The 25,622-nt window shown below is 70.7% G+C and carries 7 protein-coding genes; 4 read left to right on the top strand and 3 right to left on the bottom strand.

The window, feature by feature from the left end; translation table 11 throughout:
- Positions 1-209 precede the first annotated feature (209 nt).
- Positions 210-1,790, top strand: coding sequence for an FAD-dependent monooxygenase (locus ACWD0F_RS49230; protein WP_449889679.1), 1,581 nt, complete (start codon positions 210-212; stop codon positions 1,788-1,790).
- Positions 1,791-1,805: 15 nt separating this feature from the next.
- Here the strand turns inward: ACWD0F_RS49230 and ACWD0F_RS49225 are convergent, their stop codons facing one another.
- Entirely contained in the window at positions 1,806-3,227 is a 1,422-nt protein-coding gene (locus tag ACWD0F_RS49225; protein ID WP_449889677.1) for a hypothetical protein, read from the bottom strand.
- Positions 3,228-3,406: 179 nt separating this feature from the next.
- On the opposite strand from ACWD0F_RS49225, the gene ACWD0F_RS49220 reads away from it, so the two are divergent.
- Together ACWD0F_RS49220 and ACWD0F_RS49215 are read left to right on the top strand one after the other, a co-directional pair.
- A complete protein-coding gene (locus ACWD0F_RS49220; protein WP_449889675.1) occupies positions 3,407-4,774 on the top strand; it encodes a hypothetical protein in 1,368 nt (455 codons plus the stop codon).
- Positions 4,771-5,688, top strand: a complete 918-nt coding sequence (locus ACWD0F_RS49215; protein ID WP_449889674.1) for a hypothetical protein — start codon at positions 4,771-4,773, stop codon at positions 5,686-5,688. Before ACWD0F_RS49220 ends, ACWD0F_RS49215 begins: the two co-directional genes overlap by 4 nt.
- Here the strand turns inward: ACWD0F_RS49215 and ACWD0F_RS49210 are convergent.
- Positions 5,681-9,094 carry an NACHT domain-containing protein gene (locus tag ACWD0F_RS49210; RefSeq protein WP_449889672.1) on the bottom strand — a complete coding sequence of 1,138 codons (3,414 nt, stop codon included), beginning with the start codon at positions 9,092-9,094 and terminating at the stop codon, positions 5,681-5,683. The two genes, ACWD0F_RS49215 and ACWD0F_RS49210, sit on opposite strands and share 8 nt — an antisense overlap.
- Positions 9,095-9,158: 64 nt before the next feature.
- Positions 9,159-12,140: a hypothetical protein gene (locus ACWD0F_RS49205; RefSeq protein ID WP_449889671.1), complete on the bottom strand. Its 2,982-nt coding sequence runs from the start codon at positions 12,138-12,140 to the stop codon at positions 9,159-9,161.
- A 226-nt stretch (positions 12,141-12,366) separates the two neighbouring features.
- Between ACWD0F_RS49205 and ACWD0F_RS49200 the strand changes: the two genes are divergently transcribed.
- Positions 12,367-25,614 carry a hemopexin repeat-containing protein gene (locus tag ACWD0F_RS49200; RefSeq protein WP_449889669.1) on the top strand — a complete coding sequence of 4,416 codons (13,248 nt, stop codon included), beginning with the start codon at positions 12,367-12,369 and terminating at the stop codon, positions 25,612-25,614.
- Positions 25,615-25,622 lie beyond the last annotated feature (8 nt).

Below are 25,622 nucleotides of genomic sequence, written 5' to 3'. Positions count from 1 at the left end.
CGTCCACCGAGATCTTCACAGTAGAACTGACACTCTTCCCCACCACCACGCTCTTCCGATCTGCCCACCCAACCTGAACTAACGCGGGCTGACCCTTACACCGGCACACGCCCGCCGCGCCGGGTGCTCCCCGGCGCGGCGGACGTTTCGTCGTCATCAACTCCGTAGGGTGAACGTGCCACGCCCACGTGAGAGCAGGAGAGCTCGACATGCCCGCAGCGGACGCCGAGGTGGCGGTACTGATCGTCGGCGGCGGGCCGGTCGGGCTCACCGCCCGGGCGCTCCTGGAACGCTGGGGGGTGCGGGTGTCGCTGGTCGAGAAACACGGCGAGTTGTCACCCTTTCCCCGATCCCGGCTGGTCAACGTGCGCTCGATGGAGATCTACCGCAGGCTCGGGCTCGCCGCCGAGATCGCCGCCAACGCGTTCGCGCCGGAGTACGGCCGCATCCGCTTCCGCGACACCCTGCGCGACCGCGACTTCGCCACGGTGGCGATGGTCGGCGTCAACGCGCCGGTCCCCGAGAGCCCCGTGATCGGCGTGGTCACCTCGCAGGACCGGCTGGAGCCCACCCTGCTCGCCGCGGCGGGCGCACCGGCACGCTTCGGGGTCGAGCTCGTCGGCCTGGCCGAAGAAGCCGGCAGCGTCGTGGCCCTGCTCGCCGACCACCGGAGCGGTACGGAGACTCGGGTCCGTGCCCGTCATGTCCTCGCGGCCGACGGCGCGAACTCCACCGTCCGGCACCTGCTGGGCATCGGCACCACCGGCCCGGGACCGATGGGCGGCTTCACCACCGTCGTGTTCGACGCCGACCTCAGCCGCTGGTGCGCCCACCAGCCCGCCGGCGTCTACTTCACCGCGGACGGCTTGTTCGCCCCGCTCTACCCCGAAGGAGGCTGGGCCTGGATCGGCCCCACACCCGGCGACGCCGCGCGCACCGACTGGGCCGGCCTCGTCTCGCGCGCCCTCGGCTCCGGCGCCGGCGTTCGAGCCGACGTGCTGCGGGTGCAGCACTGGGTGATGAACGCGTTCGTCGCCGAGCGCTTCCGGCACGGCCGGATCCTGCTGGCCGGCGACGCCGCGCACACGATCCCCATCGTCGGCGGCCTGGGGATGAACGCCGGCATCGCCGCCGTGCACAATCTGTGCTGGAAACTGGCGGGCGTGCTCCACGGGTGGGCCGGACCGAGCCTGCTGGAAACGTACGAGACGGAGCGGAAACCCGTCGCCCACCGGACGCTCGATCAAGGCGTGGCCAGCACCCGGCTCCTGCTCGACGTGCAGAAGCGGCGCCGCGAGCAGCGCCGGGCCGGCGAAGCGGCACCGGTCGAACTTCCCTGGTCTGACCAGTACTTCGCCCAGCTCGGTCTCGTGCTCGGCGTCACCTACCACTCCGGCGACAGTGCGCCGGCCGAGCAGTCCGGCACGGATTATGTCCCTGCCGCGCAACCGGGCCATCGGATGCCCCACCTCTGGCTCACCCGCGACCGCTCCACCCTGGACGCCGTCGGCGAATGGTTCACCCTGCTCACCCCGGACCCCGCGCACTGGGCGCGACAGGTCACCGGACCGTGGCCGCTGCGTATCGAGGCCCTTCCCGCCGAGCACGCCGGCCGCTGCGGCCTCACCCCGCACGGAGCCCTGCTCATCCGGCCTGACGGCCACATCGGCGCCCGCTGGCACGACCGCCCACCGAGCGACACCGCCCTCCGCGAGGCCCTCACCGCGATCACCCATTGCGCAGACACGGAGATCACGGAAAGTCGCCCCGGCGTGGCGCGCAGAACGTGATCTCCGCCTGCCGCGTCAGTCGACGGCGCCGGACTGGGTGAGGAGGTTCCGGTACCAGGTGTCGTAGGGGCGGTTGGTCGCGGGATAGGTGGCCGGCGGGTCGGTGGCGTCGCCCGCCGAGTCGAGATCCCAGCCGCGCACGAGCCGCCCCGCCTGGCGGGCCGCGATGATGAACGCGGACTCCCCGGCGGGCGCCGCGTAGAACAGCGCGTTCTGCTGAAGCTCCGCGCTGTTGCCCTGCTGGAACTCGATGAACGCGAGTTGCGGGTACCGGATGCGGTCACCGGTATAGCGGTCGGTGTCCACCCGTAGTGTCTGGGCCGGCGTCGGGCCGTCGGCGCCGGTCCACACGTGCACGCGCGACGTGCCGGCGGCCGAGGTGGTCTTGTCGTAGCGGGCGTCGGAGGTCTTGGCGTTGCCGCTCCACGAGACCGTCATCGCGCCGGCGTTGAGCACGCCGTTCCACGTCCAGTTCTGGGTGGTGCTCGGGCTGCGGTGGATCTCGCGTACCTGGGTGCCCGCCGGGTCGGTGAAGCTGACCGTCGGCAGGATCCCGTTGTCGTAGCGGCGGCTGGCGGACCAGGTGATCTCGCCGTCGGCGTCGAGGTGACCGACGTGGTACCACACCGTCTTCTCGTTCTGGGACTGGTGGACCTCGACCAGGTCGCCGTTGTCGTTCAGGGCGACGGCCGGGGTGATGCCGCTGTCGTACCTGCCGTGCCGTTGCCAGGTCACGCGGCCGTCGGCGCCGTACGTGCCGGACCAGTACCACAGCTCGCCCGAGCCCGAGTCGTGCACCTCCACGACCTGGCCGCGGCCGTTGATCGCGATGGCCGGGCTGGATCCGGTGTCGCGTTTGTAGGCGCTGCGGGTCGTGCCGTTGCCGGAGATCACCGGCAGCACCCGGCCGCGCACCGCGTCCACCGACGGCGGGCTCGCCGGGTAGTCCCTGGCCTCGTACAGCCGCGAGCCGAAGACGGAGGTGAGCTCCCGGTTGAGCGCGGCCAGGTTGCCGGCGGCGTAGGAGGTGTTGTCGGTCAGATCGTCTTTGACGTCGAGCGCGACGACGATGGGCGCGGCGGTGGGATGCTGCGCGGACCAGGTGTTGATCACGTTGAGCCAGTCGCGCAGGAGGTTCGAGGCCGGGTTTCCCGCGTGGTCGACCTGGTTCCCGGGGGAGTCGTGGCCGACGGAGTAGTCCTGCGCGGCGGCGTAGCCGTTGTCGTGGATGTCGAGTTCGATGAAGCGGATGCCGTTGTCGAGTTGGTAGGCGATGGAGTTCCTGGCGCCGTCGATGTTGCCCGAGTAGCTGTTGTGCGTGGCGCGGAAGATCGCCGAGGGTAACGGCGCGTCCGCCGACGCCTCGGCGGGCGCGCCGACCAGCAGCGCGGACGCGGTGATGGCGAGCACCGGCAGAACGGTTCTTGTACGGGACATTCATTGATCTTCATGTCTGGGGTGCCCCCGGACAATACGATCACGCGCTTTGCTGCACGCTTTCCGCCCCTCGTGCGGCGGGAGCGATCGTACGATGGGCGCTAACCAGGCGAAGCGGCGCAACGGACGACAGGCCGGCGGCGATAGCCCTGTGAAGGTCCCTGGGGGAGAGGAGCGGAGTGAGCGACGGTGCGGCGAGGCTGCGAGACACGCTCGCCTCGGCCGTGCGGGCTCTTCAGGGGCCGCGGCACCTCAATGTCGTCGAGCTCGGGGCGGCGGGGATCACCACGTTCGACGTGCATCGGGACGCGTCGGGCACGCCGTGCGCGGCCACCGGGCTGATCCTGCCGTGGCGTGAGCTGGGCACCCCGCCCGAGCGCCGGCGGATCGCCCAGACCGCCGGCGGGGTCTCCGACGAAGCGGTGATCGTCGTTTGTTCCGCGCCGGGGGAAGAGTTACCGGAGCTGGCGGCGTCGTGGTTGTCCGAGCTCCGGCCTGGTTCGGTGTCGACGCGTGTTCCCGGTCTGCCCGTCGCGGCGCTGCTGCGCGAGATCGTGGCGGACGAGCCTCTCCAGCAGCCGTACGGACTGCTCGCCCGCACGCCCGATCCGCTGGGCGGTGCCCCTCGGTTCGCTGCCGTGACCGTCTTTCCGGCGGGCGCGGCCCGTGGCGCGACGGCCGAGGTCGTCGTGCGGGCGAGCGGAGAGGCGGTGTTCGCCGTCCTCTCCATGATCGAAGGACAACCGCGCCCGGTCGCCGTCCGGGTCGCGGACCTGCCGCCGGGGCGGCAGCAGGTTCGTCTGGTGCTCGGCGGCCCGGGCAGCGTGGACTTCGCCTCCGCCACCCCGTTCGTCGAGGACGACCAGGGCTGGGCCGAACTGGCCGTCGGAGCGTGGCCGCTGTTCGGCACGCACGGCGGCCGGATACATCTCGTCGTGGGACTGGAGACGTGCGGGAGTCAGGCTCTCGTGACCCGTCGCATCGACCTGGTGCGCCGGGTCATCCGCGAAGCCGCGGCCGGAATCACGGAATGCCTCGTCTCCCTGGTCCCGTACGCGACGCACTCCTACGACTGGCAGGTGCCGGAGCGGCCCGTGCGCCCACGATGCTGGCTGGCCGCGCCGGAGGGGGCGTTGACCGCGCTGGAGCGGCTGGCGGCCGAACCGGTGTATCCCGACGGCTACCGGGACGCGGCCCAGGTGGAGGACATGCTGGCCATGGTGGTGACGCGACTGGGGGAGGGCAGTCCCGGCCGTACGGTGCTGCTGACCGCCGGCGACCGCCGGCCGCACCCGCCGGGCCGCCACGGGCAACTGCTCGCCTGCCCGAACCGCTACGACTGGAATCGCCAGACGACCTGGCTCGAACGGGCGGGCGTGGTCTTCGGCGCGATCACCGAGAACGATGATCCGATCTGGGCGGTGCTCGGCGCGTCCTCCCGGGCACCGATGGACGCGAGCGGCGTCACCCGGCTCTGCACCGACCTGGGCCTCGCCACAGCGGGGCTCGGCCGGATACCGTTTCCGCTGATCGAGGTGGCTCCATGACGGAACACAAGATTTCGGTCTGGGGTGCGCCCGGCAGCGGCAAGACCACCTTCCTGGCCGCCCTGAACATCGCGATGATGCGGAGCACGCTGGACTGGGCCGTCGTGGCGAAGAGCGGCGCGTCCAGTGATTGGCTCACGCGTATGACCGACCAGCTGGTGCGGGGGCGGGACTTTCCCGAGGTGACGGTCGCCCCGGCCACCCTGGACTTCGTGCTGGTCGGGCCGCCGCGGACGAAGCGCAGGGGGCGCTTCTTCCGCCGTCCGGCCGTCACCGGACCGACGCACGTGGATCTGAGCCTCGTCGACCTGCCTGGAGGTTCCTTCGGAAGTGCGCCTGCCGGTGACCTGATGGAGGACCTCACTGTCAGCGACGGGTTCTTGTTCCTTTTCGATCCGATCCGCGAATTCGACTCAGGCGACAGCTTCGAGTACTTCTACCGGGTCGTCATCGCGTTGACGCAGCGCGTCATGGCGTCGGACGCCGCACCCGCGCGGCTGCCCCATCGCCTCGCGGTATGCATCACCAAGTTCGACGACGTCCGCGTGCTGGAAACCGCCGAGCGCCTAGGACTGCTAACGACGGATCCGGACGACCCCCGCCAGGTGCCGAGAGTGGAGTCCGAGAGCGCACAGGAGCTTTTCACGGCCCTGTGCGCGAACTCCGCGAGCGGCAACGGCGACATGCTCCTGCGAATGATCATGCAATTCTTCCGCCCTGAGCACGTTCGTTTCTTCGCCACCTCGGCGATCGGCTTCCACGTCGATCCGGTTCGGAAGACCTATGACCCGGACGATTTCCAGAACGTCGTCCCGACGCCGGCGGGACACCGCATCCGCGGCCCCGTGCGGCCCATCAACGTGGTGGAGCCCATCCTGTGGCTGGCCGATCAACCCGCCGCCGACATCACGTGATGACCACCGGATCCACGTCTGTCCACAACGCGGCGAGCTCGCTGACTTTCGCCAGGTAACCGGGTGCCACCGCGTGGAGCCGATCGGCCTGTTCCCGGCTCAACGCGAGAAGGGGAGGTGTGTACGCCACGAGGTCGCGCTCCGCCATCGCCGCCCACACCGCGATCCGGGCGAGCCCCATCAGGCCAGGATCCTCCCAGGTGGGAACGGCTCGGCAGAGCGCCTGGACTTGATCGAGAGTGTTCAGGTCCATGAGGTCCCGGAGGACGAGCAGGCATGCCAGATCCTGCACGTCCAAAGGGTGGGGCACCCCATGAAATCTCAATAACGCGCAGTAATTGTGCACATCGACCGGGTCGGACAGTTGGGGTTGGGAGGCCCAGGAGGGCGGCGCTTGGAATTGACTCGTCCAACTCTTTTTGATCATGTCGAGGAAAGCCGTGATATGCGCCCAGGAAATGTGCTCGAATGCCGCTCTGGTGCCAGAGATCACTACCGCCTGATCCTGGTAGGACTCGTTGCGTAGTGCTTGGAGGAACCACCGTGCGAAGCGGACATTGATTTTCGGCAGACTGGACATCAGCACCGTCACGTAGTCGTCCGGCTGCCGGTGAATCAGAAGGTCCATGGCCAGCGCACCGGACAAGCCGACGGGGAAATCCGTTCTGCGGGTCAGGCCGGCCGTGCTGAGGAACGGGAGCAGGGTATCCAGCATGTCGCGCTGGCTCGCGGAGTCGAGCAGTGCGGTCTCCTTGAATATCCGCCCCACCGGGGTTCCCGGTAGCACAGGGGTGTCCCCCCGCACCGCGATACCTCCGAGCAGGTCTGACGCTCTGTAAGGCTCTTCATCGGGCGTCCGCACGCCATTCCACGAGGAGAGATGGGGCTCTTCCCAGCTTGCCGTCACCCGGATGACGTCGAGAAGCGCGTACCAGCTCTTCCCGTTGAGATGGGCGTACCAGGAACGGGTGATGGAGAAGAAACCCGGGAAGGCATCGATGGGGATCCGGGCGAGGCTCGGGTCGTGGGCCGCCAGGGCCGTGGCCGTGTGGACGAGGAGGACGCAGAGGTTCGCGCTGTAGATCGCGAACCGGGCGGGCACGCCGAGCCTGATCGGCTCGTACACCGGCGACACCAGCTCCACGGCCCGGCTGTCCATGCACTCGCGGAAGAGCCGGACGAGCAGCACCCGCAGCTCCACGAGCTCCTCCGGAGGCCGCGCACGGAGGCGGTCCGAGATGACCTCCAGGACGCGGCCCCGATCGGTCAGGACGGCGAAACTCGCGATCGTGCGGAGCCTGGTGTCGTCGGGCGCCACGGGGATCGGGTCGTCGGCGTTCTGCAGCAGCCGCCGGACCATGCGCACCAGCTCGCCGGCGATCCACCGGCCCACCATGAACTCGCCGAACGAGGCGTGCAGGAACTCGTACCGGCGATGCGTGGTGTGACCTTCGACGGCCTGACTGCGGTGGACGAACAGCTTGAAGAAGAAGCGCCCGGCCAGGTCCCGGGCGGTGTCACCACGGCGGACGCCGTCGCCGAACGGCAGCACCTCCAGATCGCGGGCCAGGTCCTCGTCCGAAACGCTCTGCGAGCTCCGGTTGAACATCGAGAAGGCCACCATGGACATCAGATAAAGCTCGCGGGCGACGAGCACACGCCGATCCCGCTCGCCCAGATGCCGGTCCCGTTTGTCGACCTCGCGCTCGGCGAACCGGCTGAACAGGCTCTCGTAGAGCTCGGTACGGCCGATCCTGCCCCGCAACTCCCCGCCGCCGGCGTGGAACAACGCCAGCATGAACAGCAGCAGGGGCTGGCGGGCGACCACGCCGTGGGCCAGCGCCTCCTCGGCGTTCAGCGCCCGGTGCGGATTGGCCAGGTGCCAGCTCTCGATCCACCGGCGCACCTGCCCGTCGGTGAACTCCTCCAGCCGGACGACCACCGACTCCCGGGGGTAGCGGACCTGGTCGGCGACCGCCGTGCGGCTGGTGACGATCACCGCGGCGGGACGACCGTGCCGCGCCTCCCGGTCCTGGAAGTCCTTGACCTTCTCCAGGTAGTCGAAGTGAACGGTGGCACTGGCCTGGAGCAGCTCGTCGAAGCCGTCGAGCAGCACCACCGGCAGCGCGGGCGCGCACGAGGCGGCCACCGTCCGCCACTCGTGCTCCACCCTGGTGAGCTGCCGGAGCGCCTCCTCGATCTGGCGCTGGACGTCGGCGTCCGCCGACACGTTGCGCAGCTCCACCCGTACGACGAGATAGTCGTCCGGCGGGAGCTCGGCGGCGAGCATCTGGGTGAGCAACGACTTGCCCGCGCCGGGCTGGCCGAGCACCACCAGCGGCGCCCGGGTGGCGGCCGGGCTGATGAGGTGATGGAGCAGAAAGGTCGCCAGATCGTCTCCGGGCTCGGCGGTCTGCCAGCCGTCCTCGCTGACCTGCTCCGGTTGCTCAGCCGCTCGGCCGAGGCGGCTCAGGCGGCTGTAGGACGGATTGACGTAGACGTCATGCAGCTTCGGCAGCCGGACGCCGTCCGGAACGGCGTCCGGGTCGGTCAGCGGGCGGTCGACCTGGGCCCGATACTCGGTGCTGAGCGCCGAACGCAGCTCGTCGGGAGCGCGGCCCTGGGTCATCCAGCGCATCATCCCCGCCAGCCCGGCCAGCTTCGTTCCCGTGTCGGCGACGTCCTGGCGGGCGGCTCTGAGCTCGTTCAGCAGCACCCGGACGCCGGCTTGATGAGCCCAGAACGCCACTTCCGGGTAGTCGCCGGCCAACTGCCGGAGCATCTTCTCGTACCGGGTGGTCGCGAGCTCGGGCAGATCTCTGAGGCCGGCCGTCCAGCGATGGCGGGTGGTCTCATCCGTTCTGTCCCAGGCCGCTGTGCCTGGCCCGAACGCCAGCAACCGCTCCGTCAAGATCAGGTAGTAGACGGTGAGCGGGGTCTCGGACCATTGGGCGTAGATGTCGGGCAGGCCGCCGGATGTGTTGAGCACCTCGACCAGGTCGGCGAGTCGTCTGCTCCGCGTGGGACTGCCTGTCGCCAGCGCGGCCTGCTCGGCTCGGACGAGTTCGAGCGTCGTGGTGTTCAGGGTGGTGCGCAGCTCCCCGTCGAGATCGTCCAGCGCGGCGAAGAAGGCGGCCACGATGATCACCGCATGGGCCGCCTCCAGCAACTCGCTGCGCTCGAACCGGGTCAGACCGCCGACCCGCTCGCGCACGACCGAGACCGCGTCCTGAGCGAGGCGTTCCACCTCGCCCTTGAGGTCGAACAGGCTCAGCGCCACCTCGCTGCCGCCGGCGGAGGCGACCGTCAGCCCGGAGGCGGCGAGCCGTCCGAATGCCCGGACCACGGCGCTCTCCTTGCCCAGGATCCGCACCGCGTCCTCGTAACCGAGCGTTCTCCGCCGCATGCGAGCAACCTACGCAAAGCGCCTGAGCGGCGGAAGGCGGTTCCGGATTTCCGGCCCGCCGCCGTCAAAGGGCGGCCTTGACGAGCTCGCGCAGCCGCGCCGCCTCTGTGGATCCGCCGATCTGGTCCAGCTGGAGTTTCACGGCGTAGGGCTTGAACGACCAGGTGGGCAGGACCATGGCCGCGCGGCTCAGCGCCGCGAGGGAGGTGGCGGCGTCGGCGGTCGCGCCCTGCGGCAGGTAGGCCAGCGCCTGGCGGCTCAGGTTCGTCAAACTCTGGGGATCGTGAATTTTGGCCTGCACCTGCGAGAACAGCTCGCCGGCGAGATGGCGCTGGGTCTCGATGCTGACGCGGTCCGTCGGGCCGGCGAAGAACGCGATGAGCAGCGGCACCACGCTGCCCTTGGGCCGCACGTTCTGCATCGCGAACACGCAGTACGAGGCCATGATGTTGGCACGGAATCGCGCGATGCCGGCATCGCCGGCCGTGCGGACGCGCTGCAGGTGCTCGCCCACCGTCGCGAGCTGCAGCGCGTTGAGGTCGACCGGCGTCCCACCCTTGTCCCCGCCAGGCAGCGTGCTGGTCGCCAGGTGGCCGAACGCGTAGAAGCACTCGACCATCGTCTCCTTCGACTCGTGGCCGGGGTTGATGCGTGCGTACCAATTCTCCTGGAGTGATTGCGACCCCCACGGCCCCGGGATGCCGCCGACGAACGACGTCCGCAGGAAGGAGAAGCTGTCGCGCCGGTCGATCAGGGCGAGGTCCTCGAGCAGTTTGCCGACGCGTCCGGTGGGAGTCGAGCGCATGAGCAGGGGGATGCCGTCCACGTACGAAGACCCCAGGGCGGTGTCCAGCCGGTCGATCGGCCAGCAGAACTCGTCCACGAACTTGGCGTTCGCGGCGGCGCTGCGCGCCAGCGCCAGCTCGTCGCCGTGCCCGTGCCGGAGCATGTGGATCACGAGCTGCCCCTCGTCGTGCCGGGCGAGATCGAGGTCGAGGTCCTGCAGCAGCGCTTCGGCCCGCGCGATCGCCGATGCGCGGTTGCCCTTCATCGACAGCAGCGTGAGATCGCCGGCGGCCACCTTGCCGGTGCCGAACGAGGCGTACTTCTGGAAGCTCTTGCACAGGAAGACCTCGAGTCTGCCCGTGGCGATGTCGTTCTTCAGGCCGCCGAGGACGACATCGAGCTGGCTCTGCTCGGTGGGCGCGGGTGCGAGCTCGATGGTGGTGTCGAGGATCAGCGCGAACGGCGGGTCACCCTGCTGATACGTCTCCAAGGCCCTGCGCACGTCGGACACGAGCCCGCCCGCCGAAGGCGTGACGAAGGGCGTGCTCGGGTTGAGCGCCGCGACGAGGACGTCTTCGCGCGGCGCCACCGTCTCGCCCTTCTTGAGCTTGCCGATCAGTTCCCCGGTCTCGTAGTAGTCGATCTTCTCGGTGGCACGCGAGACCTGCTGCTGGTCGCGTACCGTCAGCGCGATCGACAGCGCCGTCCCGAGCGCGTTCATGCCGCTCGTCACGAGATGGCTGTCGAGCTGGATCCGCGCGTCGGCCGGCGACGCGATGCTCGGCGCCCGCTCCAGCAGGATCTGCCGCATCGTCTCCCGGTAGTCGGTCCTCGTGTAGTTCTGGGCCACGGCGACCACGAGGCCGATCTCGTCCATCATGAGGTCCACCGCGCGCATCGCCACCGACGGGTTCTTCTCGTGTGTCACCACGATGTGCATGAGCCTGCTCAGCGAGTCCAGGGCGGTGGCGGTCAGCGTGTCGAAACGCTTCGGACCCAGCTCGCCGGTGAGGCCCAGCACGAGGTGCTCGGCCATGGCGCACACCGGTGCCAGCTCGCCCGTCCCGCGCGCGATCTCCTGCAGGCGGGAGAACGGGCCGGAGGTGATGAGCTCCACGAGGTCGGCCCGCGTGTCGACGGTGAAGTCGCTCGGCGGCGGGGTCCTGCCCGTGTCCATGAGCTCGTAGAGCTGGTAGGCGGACGGCGTGGCGCCGAGCTCGTCCAGATGACCTTTCCAGGCGGTGAGGGGATGTTTTTCGGTGCCGCTCAGCAGGCTGATGCCCGATTTCCCGTCGAGTGCCTTGATCGTGAGCGTCTTCAGCACGTCCTCGCTCACCAGCATCGCGAGCTGGCGCAGCACGCGCGGGCTGTTGACCAGGATGTCCTCGTCCTTCTTGGCCACCTGGAGCTTCGACAGGAAGCCCGGCAGGGTGTCGCGGAAGTTCGTGCGCCAGTAGGTGACCGCGAGCTGGTTCTGGACCGACAGGCCGCCCTTGTCGGCGCGCTGGGACCTCGCCGCGCGAAAGCCCATCTGCTCGGCGAGGTGCTGCTGCGTCGTGCCCTTCACCGTGTCCGCGAGCGCGGCGCGGCGCTGCTGCGAATACGTGTCCTTGCTGCTGGTGATCTTGATGAAGTCCAGCGCCTTGACGAGGTGGCCCATCGACGAGGCGTCGAGCACGTCGTCGGTGTGCTGCTCGACCTCGGCCAGATCGACGGTGACCTCGCCCGACGCGGCGAGGTCGAGCCCTTCGAGCAGCAGCCGGTCCCGGCCGCCCAGGGTCTGGGGGAGCTTCGCTCCCTTGACCGGCGGCGGCAGCAGGTCGAGCTGGTGACGCAGGTCCTCGTGTTGTGGCCCCGGCTCCTCCCGCACCGCCTCGGCGGTGGCCAGACGAACCCCGGCGGTCGCCTGCAGGAAGCCGCGCGCGACGTCGCCGTCGAGCTGGGACATGATGAGCCGGGACATCGTGCTGCGCTCGAACGCCGAGCCCTTGGCCAGCGCTCGGGCGATGAGGTCCAGGGACGTGCGCGCCTCGGCCGGGCTCAGGTCCCGCAGCGTCTTCGCCAGCGCCTTGGCGGTGGTCTCGTCCGGCTGCTCGGCGAACGCCTGCCAGCCCTTCGACAACGACTTCGGAGCGACCGACACGTCGTGCTTTGTCAGGGCGAACGTGGATGCGTCGGTGTCGCCGGAGGTGAGGCGCTTCGGTACGGCGCTCGTGCGCTTGTTCCTGCGTATGCCGTCCTGCGGCCTGCGCTTGCTCATGGTCCCCCACCCGTTTCCGCGACGTCCCCTGCCTGACGACTGATGGTGCACGGTCCGGCCGGCGCTCATGGCTAACCTTCCGGCTACATTCCAAGGTGATCGGGGATCCCTTTCACCGCTCGCCACCCGAACCCACCCGTAACGGCCCCCACGCGCTGTATCAATGAAGGCGCAGGTCGCTCTGCGTAGTCGATCCTGTACCGAAGGCTTCCGGGGGAAGGCGCACATGGCGGGCAAAGAGATACTTCCGGGCTATGACCAGCTGTTCGACGACACGAATCTCGATCCTCGGCAGGAGGACGAGGCCAGAACGGTCTACTCGCCCGGGGCCTATCTCGCGGATCTCCTGGGCCTGCTGGAGGCCGTGCTCGATCAGCCGCCGCTGCTCGGCGACGACCGGCGCGCCGACCTGAAGCGGATCCTGCTGGACGCGGAGAACACCTTCGGCGAGACCCCTCACCTGGACATCGTCATCGAGCTGCTGGAGCGGCTCGTCGAGGATCGGCCGTACGAGCTGATGCGGCGGCTGGAGCACCCCTTCGGGATGCCGTTCTCCCTGGAGGAAGAGCGGTTCAAGACCTACCTGCGGCACCTGGCGACCGGGCCGGACGAGCTCTACCGGATCTTCGCTCCGGTGGCCGACGCCGACACGGTGGCCCGGCTGTTCCTGGGGTTGCCGGCGGAGGCCCGCACGCATCTGACGTCACCGGCGGACGACGCGCGGATCAAGGCGTTCTACGGGCTCGCGCCGCAGGACCCGCTGACCGTGTTGTCGGAGGTGGAGAGGTTCAAGAAGACGACGGGCCTGTCCGCGCTGCAGGTGCGCGAACTGCTCGGCGACCCCGAGGACGCCGTACGGCCGGCCAAGGACGCCTACGCCAACCAGGGCGCCGAGCCGGTCACCCTGTCCCCGGACGGCACCCTGCTGCTGGGGACGACGCCCGGCTGGTACGACCGGGTCAGCAGGATCGTCCGGCTGGCCAGGTGGACCGGGCTCACCCTCAGCGACCTCGACCGCGTGCTGATCACGTGCTGCGGCGGCACGCTCGACGCGGCGGCGCTGCGGACCACCGCGCTCGTCGTGCACCTGCGGCGGGCCTACGACCTCACCGCCGACGGGGTGTGCGGGCTGGTGGCCGCGTTCGAGCCGGTGCCGGAGGAGCTGCCCGCCGTGTCGGGCGACCTCCTCGGCCCGCACAACAAGGAGTACCGCCGCAGGCTGGCCATCGGCATCGAGACCGCCGAGAGCGACATCATCGAGACCGTGCGGCGCTACCGCGACCGCTACAGCGCCCTGGAGCCGAGCCCCTTCGACCGCGGCCCGATCGCGGCGCCGCAGATCGCGTTGCTGCGGCGGACCGGCAGGCTGACCGCGGCGCTCGGCCTGTCCGCCGGTGAGCTGTTCGACCTGCTGGGCGTGCTGGAGAGCGACCCGTCACTGTGGCGGCATTCCACGTTCTCCGTCCTGGGCGGCGTCGAGCCGAAGACGCAGGACTGCTACCGCATCCTGGAGGGCGGCGACCCCGCCTCCGGCCTGTGGCTGGCCCAGACCCTGCTCGGGGTGGCCCGATGGATGCAGGACGGCGGGTTCGGCGTCCAGGAACTGGCCGACATCCTGGGCGGCGGGTCCGGGGCGTCCGGCGAGGGTGATCGGCTCGCGGTGCTGGAGAGCCTCGACCAGCGTTTCCGGGCGGTGGCCATGGAGCCGGCCCTGTTCGAGGGCGAGCGCTTCGGGCCGCGTGCCGCGCAGGTCCTCGCCGATGTGTTGTCGAACCACACCGGCACGGTGGTGTCCGGGCGCGACGCCCGGCTGCTGCGCCTCGACCCGGCCCTGGTGGCCGTGGCCGGGCACGAGGCGGTCACCGCCCTGGGCAGGATCGTCGACGACGACCTGCTCGGGCTGGGGCTCGGCGAGCGTCTGGCCGGCAAGATCCACGCCCAGCTCGTGTTCGGCGGCCGGTTGCGCGCCGACGGCACCCTCGTCACCGAGGACCTGCCCGCGACCGACTACGCGCTGAAGCTGGAGCGGGACTTCACGCCGGTCAAGGAGGCGCTGTTCAAGCTGGTCAACAGCGCCGGCAACGACACCTCGTCCTTCTACCCCTCCGACCTGGCCACCCTCGGCGAGCTGTCCCAGGAGCAGCTCGACGAGCTGTACGACAACCTGATCCACCACGGCTACGTCGACGAGGAGGGCGCCGTCCAGGATCCGGCGTTCTTCGCCGACGAGGAGAACCTCGGCGCCTTCCGCGTCAACGCCGGCCTGTCCGACGTCGCCCCCGAGGTGCTCGTCGTGCTGCGCGGGCGCGTCGACGCCTTCCGCGCCGAGCCGCTCGTCTGCGACCAGGGGCTGCTCGCCGGGCTGCGGCTCAGCGAGATGCGGATGGCCAGGCTCATGGACGGGCTGCGCTTCAACGGCTACCTCGACGAGAGCGGCCGCTATCGGGACAAGCAGGCGCTGGCCGCGCTCCGGCCCGCGGACCTCGCGTTGCCGCCCGAGTTCCACCCGCACCGCCACGCCGTGCTCGACGCCATGAAACGGCAGATCGGCGAGCTGAAGTCCAAGCTCCACACCCTCACCCCCGAGGACTTCGCGCAGGTCGCGGACGTGGCGATGGCGCAGCGGGCGATGGCCGCGATGGAGGGCGCCTCCCTGAGCGACGGCTGGCCGGTCGCCGAGGTGGGCACGCTCGGCGACGGGTTCACCGCCGCCGAGACCGCCCTCGTGACCCGCCGGGTCGCCGCCTGCGCGCAGGACGAGCGGCCGTACCGGATCCACCTGGAGGCGCTGCGCGAGCTCGGCCTCGACCAGGAGCAGCAGCGCCTGGCCGGCGAGAAGCTGATCGCGGAGGGGCACCTCACCGAGGGCCTGTCCGTGCGGCGCGAGGCCGTCCCCTTCTTCGCCAACCCCGTGAACGTCGTCGGCTTCGCCCTGCCGGGGCTGGAGGACTTCGAGCGGGACGTGTTCTTCCTGCTGCACGCCGTCGCCGTGGAGCTCGCCAAGGCGGTCGAGGAGATCACCGCCGCGCTGGAGGAACGCGCCGGGCAGCAGCAGGAGGCGCTCACCTCGGTGCTGGCCGACGCGTTCGGCGCGCCGGAGGAGACCGTCGCGGCGATCTGCGCGGCCGTCGCCGGCGGGCTGCCCGAGGCGATGGAGCTCCTCGTCCCGCCGGTCATCGCCGATCCCCGGCGGCTGACGGACCCGCACTTCGAGGCCGCCTACGAGCGCATCCGCCGCTTCGCGCTGCTGGCCGGCAAGCTCGGCATGGACGAGACCGAGGTCGCCGTCACCTTCCACGACCAGGACCTGACCGGCAAATACCCCGAATCCCTGACCCTTCCGCCGGGCGCCGGCGCCGTCGACGCGGTGCTGCGCGCTTCCGCCGACCACATCCACCTCTTCGCCGGCGACGCTTTCTGGACCTACTCCGCCGACACCTTCGCCCTGCTCGACCCCAAGCCCAAGGCGCTGACCGAGTTGTCACCCTGGTTCGCGGGGATCGTCCGCGTCGACGCCGCCTTCGCCTTCCCGGACGGCGCGCAGTGGATCGTCGGCCGCGCCGTCGCGGGCGGCGATGGTGGCGGAGTTCCCGATCGGGAGGTTTCGCGGCTGTTCGTCAAGGAGCCGGGCAGCATCCGCTGGGCGCCCCGCGACCAGTTGTGGGGCAAAGTCAGGAACAACTTCGAGGCTCCGCGCCGGATCGACAGCGCGTACGTGGACGAGAACGGCAGAACGTACCTGTTCTGCGCCGACCAGTACATCCGTTCCTCAGGCCCTGGCTTCACGGCGGTCGACGAGGGCTACCCGCGCGGCATCGCCGAATGGTGGCAGGCGGAGGGCCACGACACGCCGCTGCCCGAGGCGTTCAGCGGTGCGCTCGACGCGGCCTTCCACGACGTGGACGGGCACATCCACCTGTTCGCGGGCGGCCGTTACCTCCAGATCGGCGGGCGGGAGCAGCCGATCTCCGCTCGGTGGGGCCGCATCCGCAACGCCTTCGACGGCGCGCAGAGCCTCGACGGCGCGTTCACCGGCCCCGACGGCCGGGCGTACCTGTTCCGCGACGACCAGGTGATCCGTTACACCGACAGCGTGGAGAACGGCGGCGCGCGGGTGGACGACGGCTATCCGCGGCGCATCGGGACCGAGTTCGCCCAGTTGCCCGGTGAGTTCAGGACCGGCGTCGATGCGGCCTTCACCGAGCCGGTCACGGGATTGGTGCACCTGTTCAAGGGCGGCAGGACGATCTCCCTGGCCTCCTCCGGCGCCGGCCTGCCCCGGCCGACGGCCGAGCGCTGGGGCAGGATCGCCGACGTGCTGGCCGGCGGGGCCGTGGACGCCGCGTTCGTGGGCATGGACGGCAAGACCTACCTGTTCAGCGGCGAGAGATACCTCCGCTACTCCGGCGCCGACTACGCCGTCGCCGACCTCGGCCACCCCCGCCGGATCGCCGGCGACTGGGGCGGGCTGCGCGAGGTCGGCGCCGCGTTCGTCATGGACGGCAGGACGTACCTGTTCGGCAGGGGCGGCCACCTGTTCGACGTGCCGCTCGCCCAGGAGCCGGAGCTGACCGCGGGCCGTCTGTCGCCCGCGCTGCGCCGCCGCTTCCTGGAGCACGGCCTGACCCTGGCCGAGAACGCCGCCGTGCACGCCGAGGGCACCGGCGAAGGCACCGCCGAGGGCGCTGGCGAGGGCGTAGGTGAGCACCGCACGTGGCGCGTCACCACCGATCAGGGCATCGCGCTGACGCTCCGCGCGAACCCGCTGCACATCCAGGTGCACGCCGACGACGGCCACTTCCACGTCCAATACTCCTCCAGGGACTACGCCACCCCGGACCCCGGCTACCCCAAACCGGTCTCCGACAACTGGTGGAACCTGCCCGCCTCGCTGGCCGCCGACCCCCGGTTCGCGGTCATCGACGCGGTGTTCACCGACGGCGCCGGCCGGACGTTCCTGTTCGCCGGCGACCGCTTCGTGGTGTCCGACGCCCGGCACCGCTGGTGGTCGGAGCCGCGCGAGATCGCCGGGCACTGGGACAGCCTGCTGCCCTTCACCCGGGTGGACGCCGCGTTCGTCGGCCAGGACGGCAGGACGTACGTCTTCTCCGGCGACCGCTACATCCGCTTCTCGACCGGCGACTACACCAGGGCCGACGACCGCTACCCGGCCTCGGTCCCGGCGTACTGGGGCAACGTGGCCAACCGGATCGCCAGGACGGGCCGGGTGGACGCCGCGCTGGCCAGGACCGTGACGGAGGTGATCGACGGCCGGCAGGTGGACCACCACTACACCTACCTGTTCTCCGGCGACCAGTACGTGCGCTACCTGGGCACGAACTTCGACCACGTGCAGGACGGCTATCCGGCCGCGCTGCCCGAGTTGTCGCGCGAACCCGGGCTGGCGGCGCTGCCGGTCACGCTCGACGGCGTGGACGCGGCCTTCGCCGACCGCCGCAACGTCTACCTCCTGCGCGGCGGCCGCTGCCACATCGTGTCCGACGGGCTCTACCGCCGCTACGACGACGCCTCGTTCACCGGGCTGAGCTGCGTGTTCCTGGAGGACGGCCGGCTGCTGGCCGAGGACGCCGCAGGCTGGCACCACCGCGCGGCCGTCGAGGCCACCGAGCCGGTGCGGGAGTCGGTCACGCCGCGGTCGTTGCGCCCCGTGCCGGAGGAGTTCCGCCACGGGCTCGACGCCGTGTTGTCCGGCGCCGACGGCACCACGTACCTGTTCAAGGGGCCCAGATGCGTCAACACCCGGCTGAACCGGTCGTACCCGCTGGCCGAGGAGTGGGGCAGGCCGCGTAACACGATCGATCAGGACAACAAGGTGGACGCGGCGTTCGTCGGCAGGGACGGCAGGACGTACCTGTTCAGCGGCGACCAGTTCGTCGTCTACGCCGCTCCCGGCCCCGCCGCCACCGGCGCCCCCGATCCCGCCCGCACCATCGACGGCGAGCCACGGCTCATCGCCGAGCACTGGGCCGGCCTGGCCGGCGTCGCGCTCGCGTACGTGCGCGGCGGCAGGACCTACCTCTTCGAGTCGCCCGACGCGGCGGGCCGGATGCGCTACCTGGTCTACTCCGGCGCGGACTACACCCGGCCCGACGGCGAGCCGCAGATGGCCGACGCGAGCTTCTGGCAGGTTCCCGAGCAGTACCGCGTCATCGGGCACCCCGTGCCCGACGCGGTGCTGATCGAGGGCGAGACCATGTTCCTGCTGTACGGCGAGCACTGCCTGCGCCACGACGAGCGGACCGGCGCCTGGTCCTACCCACGCCCGATCGAGCGGCTCTGGCCCGGCTTCGAGCGCACCCTTGAGGCGAGCAGGCAGGACGGCGACGCGCTGCGCACGGCGTTCATCGCGCCGGACGGCTCGGCCTACTTCTTCTTCTCCGAGCAGTACGCCCGGCACGACGGGCACGACTTCGCCCCGCTCGCCGTCATCCGCGACCGGTGGGGCAGGTCGCCCAACCCGTTCGTGCCCGACGACGCGACCGCCAGGATCGACGCGGCCTGCGTCTTCGGCGACGGCACCACGTTCCTGTTCTCCGGCGACCGGTATGTCCGCTACACCGGCGCCGAGTACCGCTACATCGACCCCGGCTACCCGAAGAAGATCGTCGGCGATCTGCGCCGCGAGGCGGCCTTCGCCAACCTGCCGGAGTCGTTCGACGACGCGGTGACCGGCCGCACGATCGACGCCGCCGTCGCCAACGACCGCACCGCCTATCTCTTCACCGGCGGCTCCTGCCACGTCGTCTCCCGCGCCGCGTCCGCCACCTGCGACCTCGCCGCCCTCGGCCGGGTCAGGAACAACCTCGTGGAGAAGGAGAAGGTGGACGCGACGATCGTCACCGGCGCGCACACCTACCTGTTCTCCGGCGACCAGTACGTCCGCTACACCGGCGCCGAGTACGCCTACGCCGACGACGGCTATCCCCGCACCATCGGCGTCAACCTCGCACTCGACCTGCGGGTCCCGGAGCCGCCCGCGGACTTCGCCGACGGCCTCGACGCGGCCTTCCGCGCCCCCGACGGCACCGTCCACCTGCTCAAGGGCACCTGGTGCCACCGGGCCGGCGAGCCGGCGGCGCAGCCCGTCGCCGCCCTGTTCGGCAAGGTGCGCAACGCCTTCGCCGACGCCGGCCACGAGCTGATCGACGCCGCCTTCGCGAGCTTCACCGGCGAGCTCTACGCCTTCAAGGGCGAGCAGTACGTCCGCTATCGTCCGGGCGCGTTCGAATACGTGGAGGAAGGACATCCTCGTACCGTCCGGGACGACTGGGGCGACCTGCCGGCCCGCTTCGAGTCGGGCGTCGACGGCGCCTTCGCCTTCGACGGGCGTACCTACCTGTGCAAGGGCGACGAATACGTCCGCTACTCCCACGGCCACCACGAGGTGGACCGCACCTACCCGCAGCGCTTCCGCCACCGCTGGGGCGGCACGGCCGACTACCGGCTGAGCGACGTGCACACGATCACCCGGTTCATCGACCTCGCCCGGCGGCATCCGGACGGCCTGCCCGCCTTCCTGCTGACCCCGCCGGCGGCGGTGGCGGACCCGTACGCCTACCTGAGCGGCCTGTTCGGCTGGGACGCCGACGAGATCAGGTGGGCCAAGCGCAACGGCGCGCTGCTGACCGCCGAAGGCGCGGCCATCGCGGCCGCGGCGTCGGGCGCCGCCCCGGCGCGGCAGGAGGAGGACCGCTTCGAGATCGAGTTCCTGCTCCGGCTGGCCGAGCTGTTCACGCTCGCCGACCGGATCGGGGAGGCCCCGTCCACGCTCCACAGCGGCGTCTGGCGGCACGCCTTCGGCGACCCGCCCGCTCTGGCCGCCGCGAACACCGCCCTGCACGGCATCCTGGAGCGCCGGCACGCGGGGGAGTGGGCGGCGTTGTCGGCCGTCGTCCGCGACGAGATCAACGTGCTCAAGCGCGACGCCCTCGTCTCGATCGCGCCGGGCAGCCCGCACGAGCTGTACGACCGGCTGCTGGTCGACGTCGAGATGGGCGGCCAGGGCCGCACCTCACGGGTGCGCGAGGCCATCGCCTCCGCCCAGCTCTACCTGCACCGCTACCTGCTCGGCCTGGAGCAGGCGACGGTCCGGGACGGCATCGACCCGGAGGAGGCCGGGCAGCGGATCAGGACGTGGTGGGCGTGGCTGAAGAACTACCGCCTGTGGGAGGCCAACAGGAAGGTCTTCCTCTACCCGGAGAACTACCTGCGGCCCGAACTGCGCGACTCCAGGACGCCCGCCTTCCGCGCCCTGGAGGACGACCTGCTGCAGGGCGAGATCACCCAGGAGAAGGTGGAGCGCGCCTACAAGCGCTACCTCGACGAGTACACCGAGGTCTCCAGGCTCTCGATCGCCGGCGGCTACGTCTACACCGAGGACGGCGCCGAGGCGGGCGTGCGGCGACTGCTGCTGTTCGGCCAGACCAGGACCGAGCCGCGGCGCTACTACTGCCGCGAGGCCGAGTTCCGGGACGGCGCGGGGCTGTCGGCCACCTGGGAGCCGTGGCTGAAGGTCGACGCGCAGATCGAGGCCGAGCGGGTCTACCCGGTGCACGCCTTCGGCCGCATCTTCGTCTTCTGGGCCACGGCCGAGGCGGTTCCGCCGCAGCCCGGCGCCGAGACCTCGCTCACCGAGCAGCACGTCGGAGACACCCGCACGCTCAGCGCGCCGCCGCCGAAATACCGCATGCGCGTCAACTACTCCTTCCGCAACCTCAACGGCGAATGGATGACCGCCCAGGTGCTGCCCGTGGAGGACGTGCAGGACGCGCCCATCCACGACGTCAGCCTGTCCGTCCAGGCGTCCGCCACCGTGCCGGTGCCGGGCGGCGACGCGCACGACACCATCGTGATCACCTGCAGGTACACGGTGGCCACGCCGGACGGCCCGGAGAAGACGCGGTCGGCGTTCGCGCTGACTCCCGAGCTGTACGTGATCCGCGCCCAGGACGTGCCCGAGCCGGCGCGGCCGTCCCGGCTGGAGGGGATCTTCGCCGAGCACGTCGACGCGTCCAAGATCGTCCAGTTCACCATGCCGGCCGAGGCCGGCAGCGACGCGTGGGTGAGCGTCGACCACAAGGGCGGCAGCTTCCTGTGCCGGCCGGTCGCCCCGCCGCCGGGCGACGAGCAGCCACGTCCGCTGACCGGCAACCCGGACAGGCTGCCGGCGTGGTCACCCGTGCACGCCGCCGTCGAGCTGCCCGGCGGGACCCGATACTTCTTCGGCAACACCGGAGAGAACGCCTCCGGCCCCTCCTTCGTGGAGGTGCCCGCCGGGCGGGCGACCGCCATCCGCCTCGTCAAGCAGCCGACCGCCGGCCGCTGGGGACACGTCCCCACCCCCCTGTACGACGACAAGGCCCGGGTCGACGCGGCCATCGTCAGGGGCGAGATCCTCTACCTGTTCTCCGGCGCGTCCTACTACCGCTACTCCCGCGGCCTCACCGGCATGATCGACGCGGGCTATCCGAAGCGGCTCGCCGGCAACGACGAGGGTTTCCCGCAGTGGGCCGCAGTGGACGCCGCCGGCGTCGACGCGGGCGGCGCGGAGTACTACCACTCGGCCGAGCAGCGCGTGTGGCTCCGCCGGACCGGTCCTGACCAGCCTTTGGAGACCGTTCAGCCGCTGTGGGCGACCGGTGACGTCGGCGCGGTCCTCTTCCGCGACGACGCGGTCTTCGTCGTCAACGGCGAGTCCTACCGGCGCTGGGACGGCCGCAACGGGCGCTCCGTCGCGCTGCGCGGCAACACCGACGGCCTGCCGCGCTCCGGCCCCGTCAGCGCCCCCTTCCGCCACGGCGACGGCGTCTGCTTCTTCGACAACGCCACCCACACCTACTCCACCGTCACCTCCTCCGGTCCCGCCACCTACGTCCAGGGCGAGCCGTTCCCCATCAAACCCCTGGGCGTGGCCAGGACGGCCGTCACCGACGAGGGCGTCGACGCGGCCTACGTCGCCGACGGCAGCCTGTTCCTCGCCAGGAACCGCGAGTACGTCCGCTACACGCTCAAGGACGGCGTCGTGGGCCCGCTGGCCGACGCCGGCTATCCCCGGTCCATGAGCCGCCGCGTCCGGGCCGTCTTCCAGCGTTCGGGCGTGCGCTACGTGTTCGCCGGCCAGGACTACGCGGTGCTGGAGCCCGGTGCCGAACTGGCGTCCGTGACGTCGTTCTCCTCGGTCAGGAGCAACTGGGGCGGCCTGCCGGCCGGCTGGGAGCAAGGGCTGGACGGCGTGCTCGACGGCGCCGCCCTGCACCTGTTCCTCGGCTCCACGTATGTCACCTATCCCTCGGCGGCGCCGGACCAGCGGCCGTACGAGATCGGCGTGCTGCCGCACGAGGTCATCAGGCTGACGTCCAGCACGGCGTACAGACTGAACAAGGCGCTGCTGGAGGGCGGCGTGCCCGCCCTGCTCACCCCGTCCGTCCAGGAGATCGACGAACTGCCGGCCTTCAGCACGCTGGTCTCCAACAGCACCACGATCAAGGTCACCGCGGAGACCGCGGCGCAGGGCGTGCCGGCCGGCTCGCACCTGGACTTCACCAGCGGCAACGGCCTCTACTACTGGGAGGTCTTCTTCCACGCCCCCACCCTCATCGCCCAGGCGCTCAACGCCGCCCAGCGCTTCGACGACGCCCGCACCTGGTACGAGTACGTCTTCGACCCCACCCGGCCACGCTACTGGCGCTTCCTGCCGTTCCTGGCGGCCGACGTCGAGGCGCTGATCAGCCAGTGCCGCGAGGACCTGGCCGAGCTCTCCGGCCGGGGAGCCGACGTGCGCGGGCCGGGCGGCCGCCTGGAGGTGATCCTGCGCAAGGTGGCGCCGATGGCCCCCGCCTTCCAGCATCGGCGCGAGCTGACCGGCCCCGAGAAGCTCTACCTGGCCGGGTTGCCGGTCGGCGAACTGCCGCCGATCGAGGCGGCGCTCAAAGCCCTGCGGCCGCCGCCGGAGGCCGAGCCGGCGCGCGACGGCCTGCTGGAAAGCATCGCCCTGCTCGGCCGGCTGCGCCGCCAGTACGACCTCATGGGCGACCGGGCGGCGCTGCTGAAGGCGTACCTGGACGACCCCTTCGACCCGCACGCGATCGCCGCGCTGCGGCCGTCGGCCTACCGGCGCGCGGTCGTGATGGCCTACGTCGACAATCTGCTCGACTGGGGCGACCTGATGTTCCGGCAGTACACCGCCGAGAGCGTGGACGAGGCGCGGATGCTCTACCTCTTCGCCTACGACCTGCTCGGCGAGCGGCCGCCCGAGGACCTCGGACCACGGGCCCTGACACCCGCGCTCACCTACGACGAACTCCGCCGCGCCCCCCAGGACGACGGCCTGCCCGAGCTCACCGCCGGTGGCGCGATGCTCACGAAGGCGGGCGAGGTGCACGCCAGCGTCGCGGGACCGTACTTCCACGTCCCCGCCAACAGCGTGTTCCTGGACTATTGGGACCGCGTCCAGGACCGGCTGCGCAAGATCAGGAGCTCGCTCGACATCATGGGCCTCAGCCGGTCGTTGCCGCTGTTCGAACCGCCGGCCGACGTGATGGCGCTCGTGCGCGGCGCGGCGGCGGGAGCGCCGCTCGATCGGCTCACCGCCGCCGCGGCCATGCCGGTTCCGCACCACCGCTTCCCGGTCGTCTTCCGCAAGGCGCAGGAACTCGTGGACAAGCTGCGGCAGTTCGGCGGCGACCTGCTGAACGTGCTGGAGCGCCGCGACTCCGAGGAGCTGACCCTGCTCAACAACCAGCACGAGGGCACGATCCTGGCCCTCAGCCGCGCCGTGCGCGAGACGGAGGTGGACATCACCGCCGAGGGCCTGCGCGAGGCGCGCGCCGGCGAGCAGGGCGCGCTGGAACGGGTCGGCCACTACGAAGGGCTGATCGCCACCGGGCTGACACCCCTGGAGCAGGCGCAGCTCGGCATGATGTCCACGGCCGTGGTCGCGCACTTCGCCGCCTCCGCCCTGCAGATCGGCGCGGCCATCGCCTCGGGCCTGCCGGACGTCCTGCTGGGCGTGTTCATCACCGGCACCAAGCAGGGCCGCGCGCAGGTGGCCGGCGCCCTCGAACACGGTGGCGAGGCCGCCTCGACGACAGCCGAAGGGCTCAACGTCATCGGCGAGCTCCTCGGCATCCGCGCCGGCCAGGAGCGGATGGCGCAGGACTGGACCTTCCAGCTCGCCCTCGCCCGCAACGACGTGGAGCAGCTCGGCCACCAGGTGAAGGCCGCCGAGCTCCGGCTCAAGGCCGCCCAGCGTGAGCTGGAGATCCTGGACCAGCAGATCGCCAACCTGCGGGCCGTCGGCGCCTTCATGACCGGCAAGTTCACCAACGCCGAGCTGTACCAGTGGATGTCGGGGCGGCTGGCCGGGCTGTACTTCCAGACCTACTCGATGGCGTACGAGACGGCGCGCGCCGCGCAACGATCCTTCCAGTACGAGCGGGGCATCCCCGAGGGGGAGGCCGACCACATCCAGCCGCTCTATTGGGACAGCCGGCGCAACGGCCTGCTCGCCGCCGAGACTTTGGGGCTGAACCTGGAGCAACTGGGCAAGGCGTGGGCCGAGAACGACCGCCGCGGCCTGGAGATCGTCAAGAAGGTGTCGCTCCTGGCGCTGGACCCGCTGGCCGCGCTCAACCTGCGCACCACCGGCCGCTGCGAGTTCGCCCTGACCGAGGCCCTCTTCGACCGTGACTTCCCCGGCCACTACCGCCGGCGCGTCAAGACGGTGTCGCTCACCTTCACCGGCCAGGACGGACCCATCGGACTCAACGCGACGCTGACCCAGCTCAACAGCAGGACGGTGCTCGCGGCCGACCCCAAGGCCGTCAAGTACCTCCTCGACCCCAAGGGCCCGGCGCCGGCGACGGTGCGCGCCGACTGGCGCGGCGGCCAGCAGATCGCCCTGTCGGACCTGGAGGAGTTCAAGGACAACAACGGCCTCTTCGAGCTCCGCTACGACGACGACCGCTACCTGCCCTTCGAGGGCACCGGCGCGGTCTCCCGATGGCGCCTGGAACTGCCTGCCGGCGGCGCTTCGCAGCTCCTGGACGTCACCATCACCGTGAAGTACTCCGCCGAACAGGGCGGCGAACTCTTCGCCGGCGCGGTCAAGGGCATGCTCAAGCCCTATGCCGCGGCCCGCTACTACGACGTCCCCGCGGAGTTCCCCGAGCAGTGGTCCGCGTTCACCGGCGGCTCCGGCGACACGCTGACCCTGCCGTTCACCCCGGACATGTTCCCCGGCATGACCAGCCGCGCCATCACCGGCGTCTACGCCCTGTACACGCCGGCCGGCTCGGCCCGCTTCCTGCTCAACGGCGAACAACGCCTGGCCCTCACCGGCAACAAGCTGCTGCCCACCCCCGGCCTGACCGCCGGAACCTGGCGCCTGGTCCTCGAAGGCGACAAATCCACCCTCCAGGGTCTCGGCCTGATCCTGTCCTACCGCGCCCGCTAACGTCTGGC

It is taken from the genome of Nonomuraea sp. NPDC002799, from assembly GCF_053592075.1.
The sequence above is the reverse complement of the archived record's forward strand: the minus strand, read 5'-3'. Positions and strand labels throughout refer to the sequence as shown.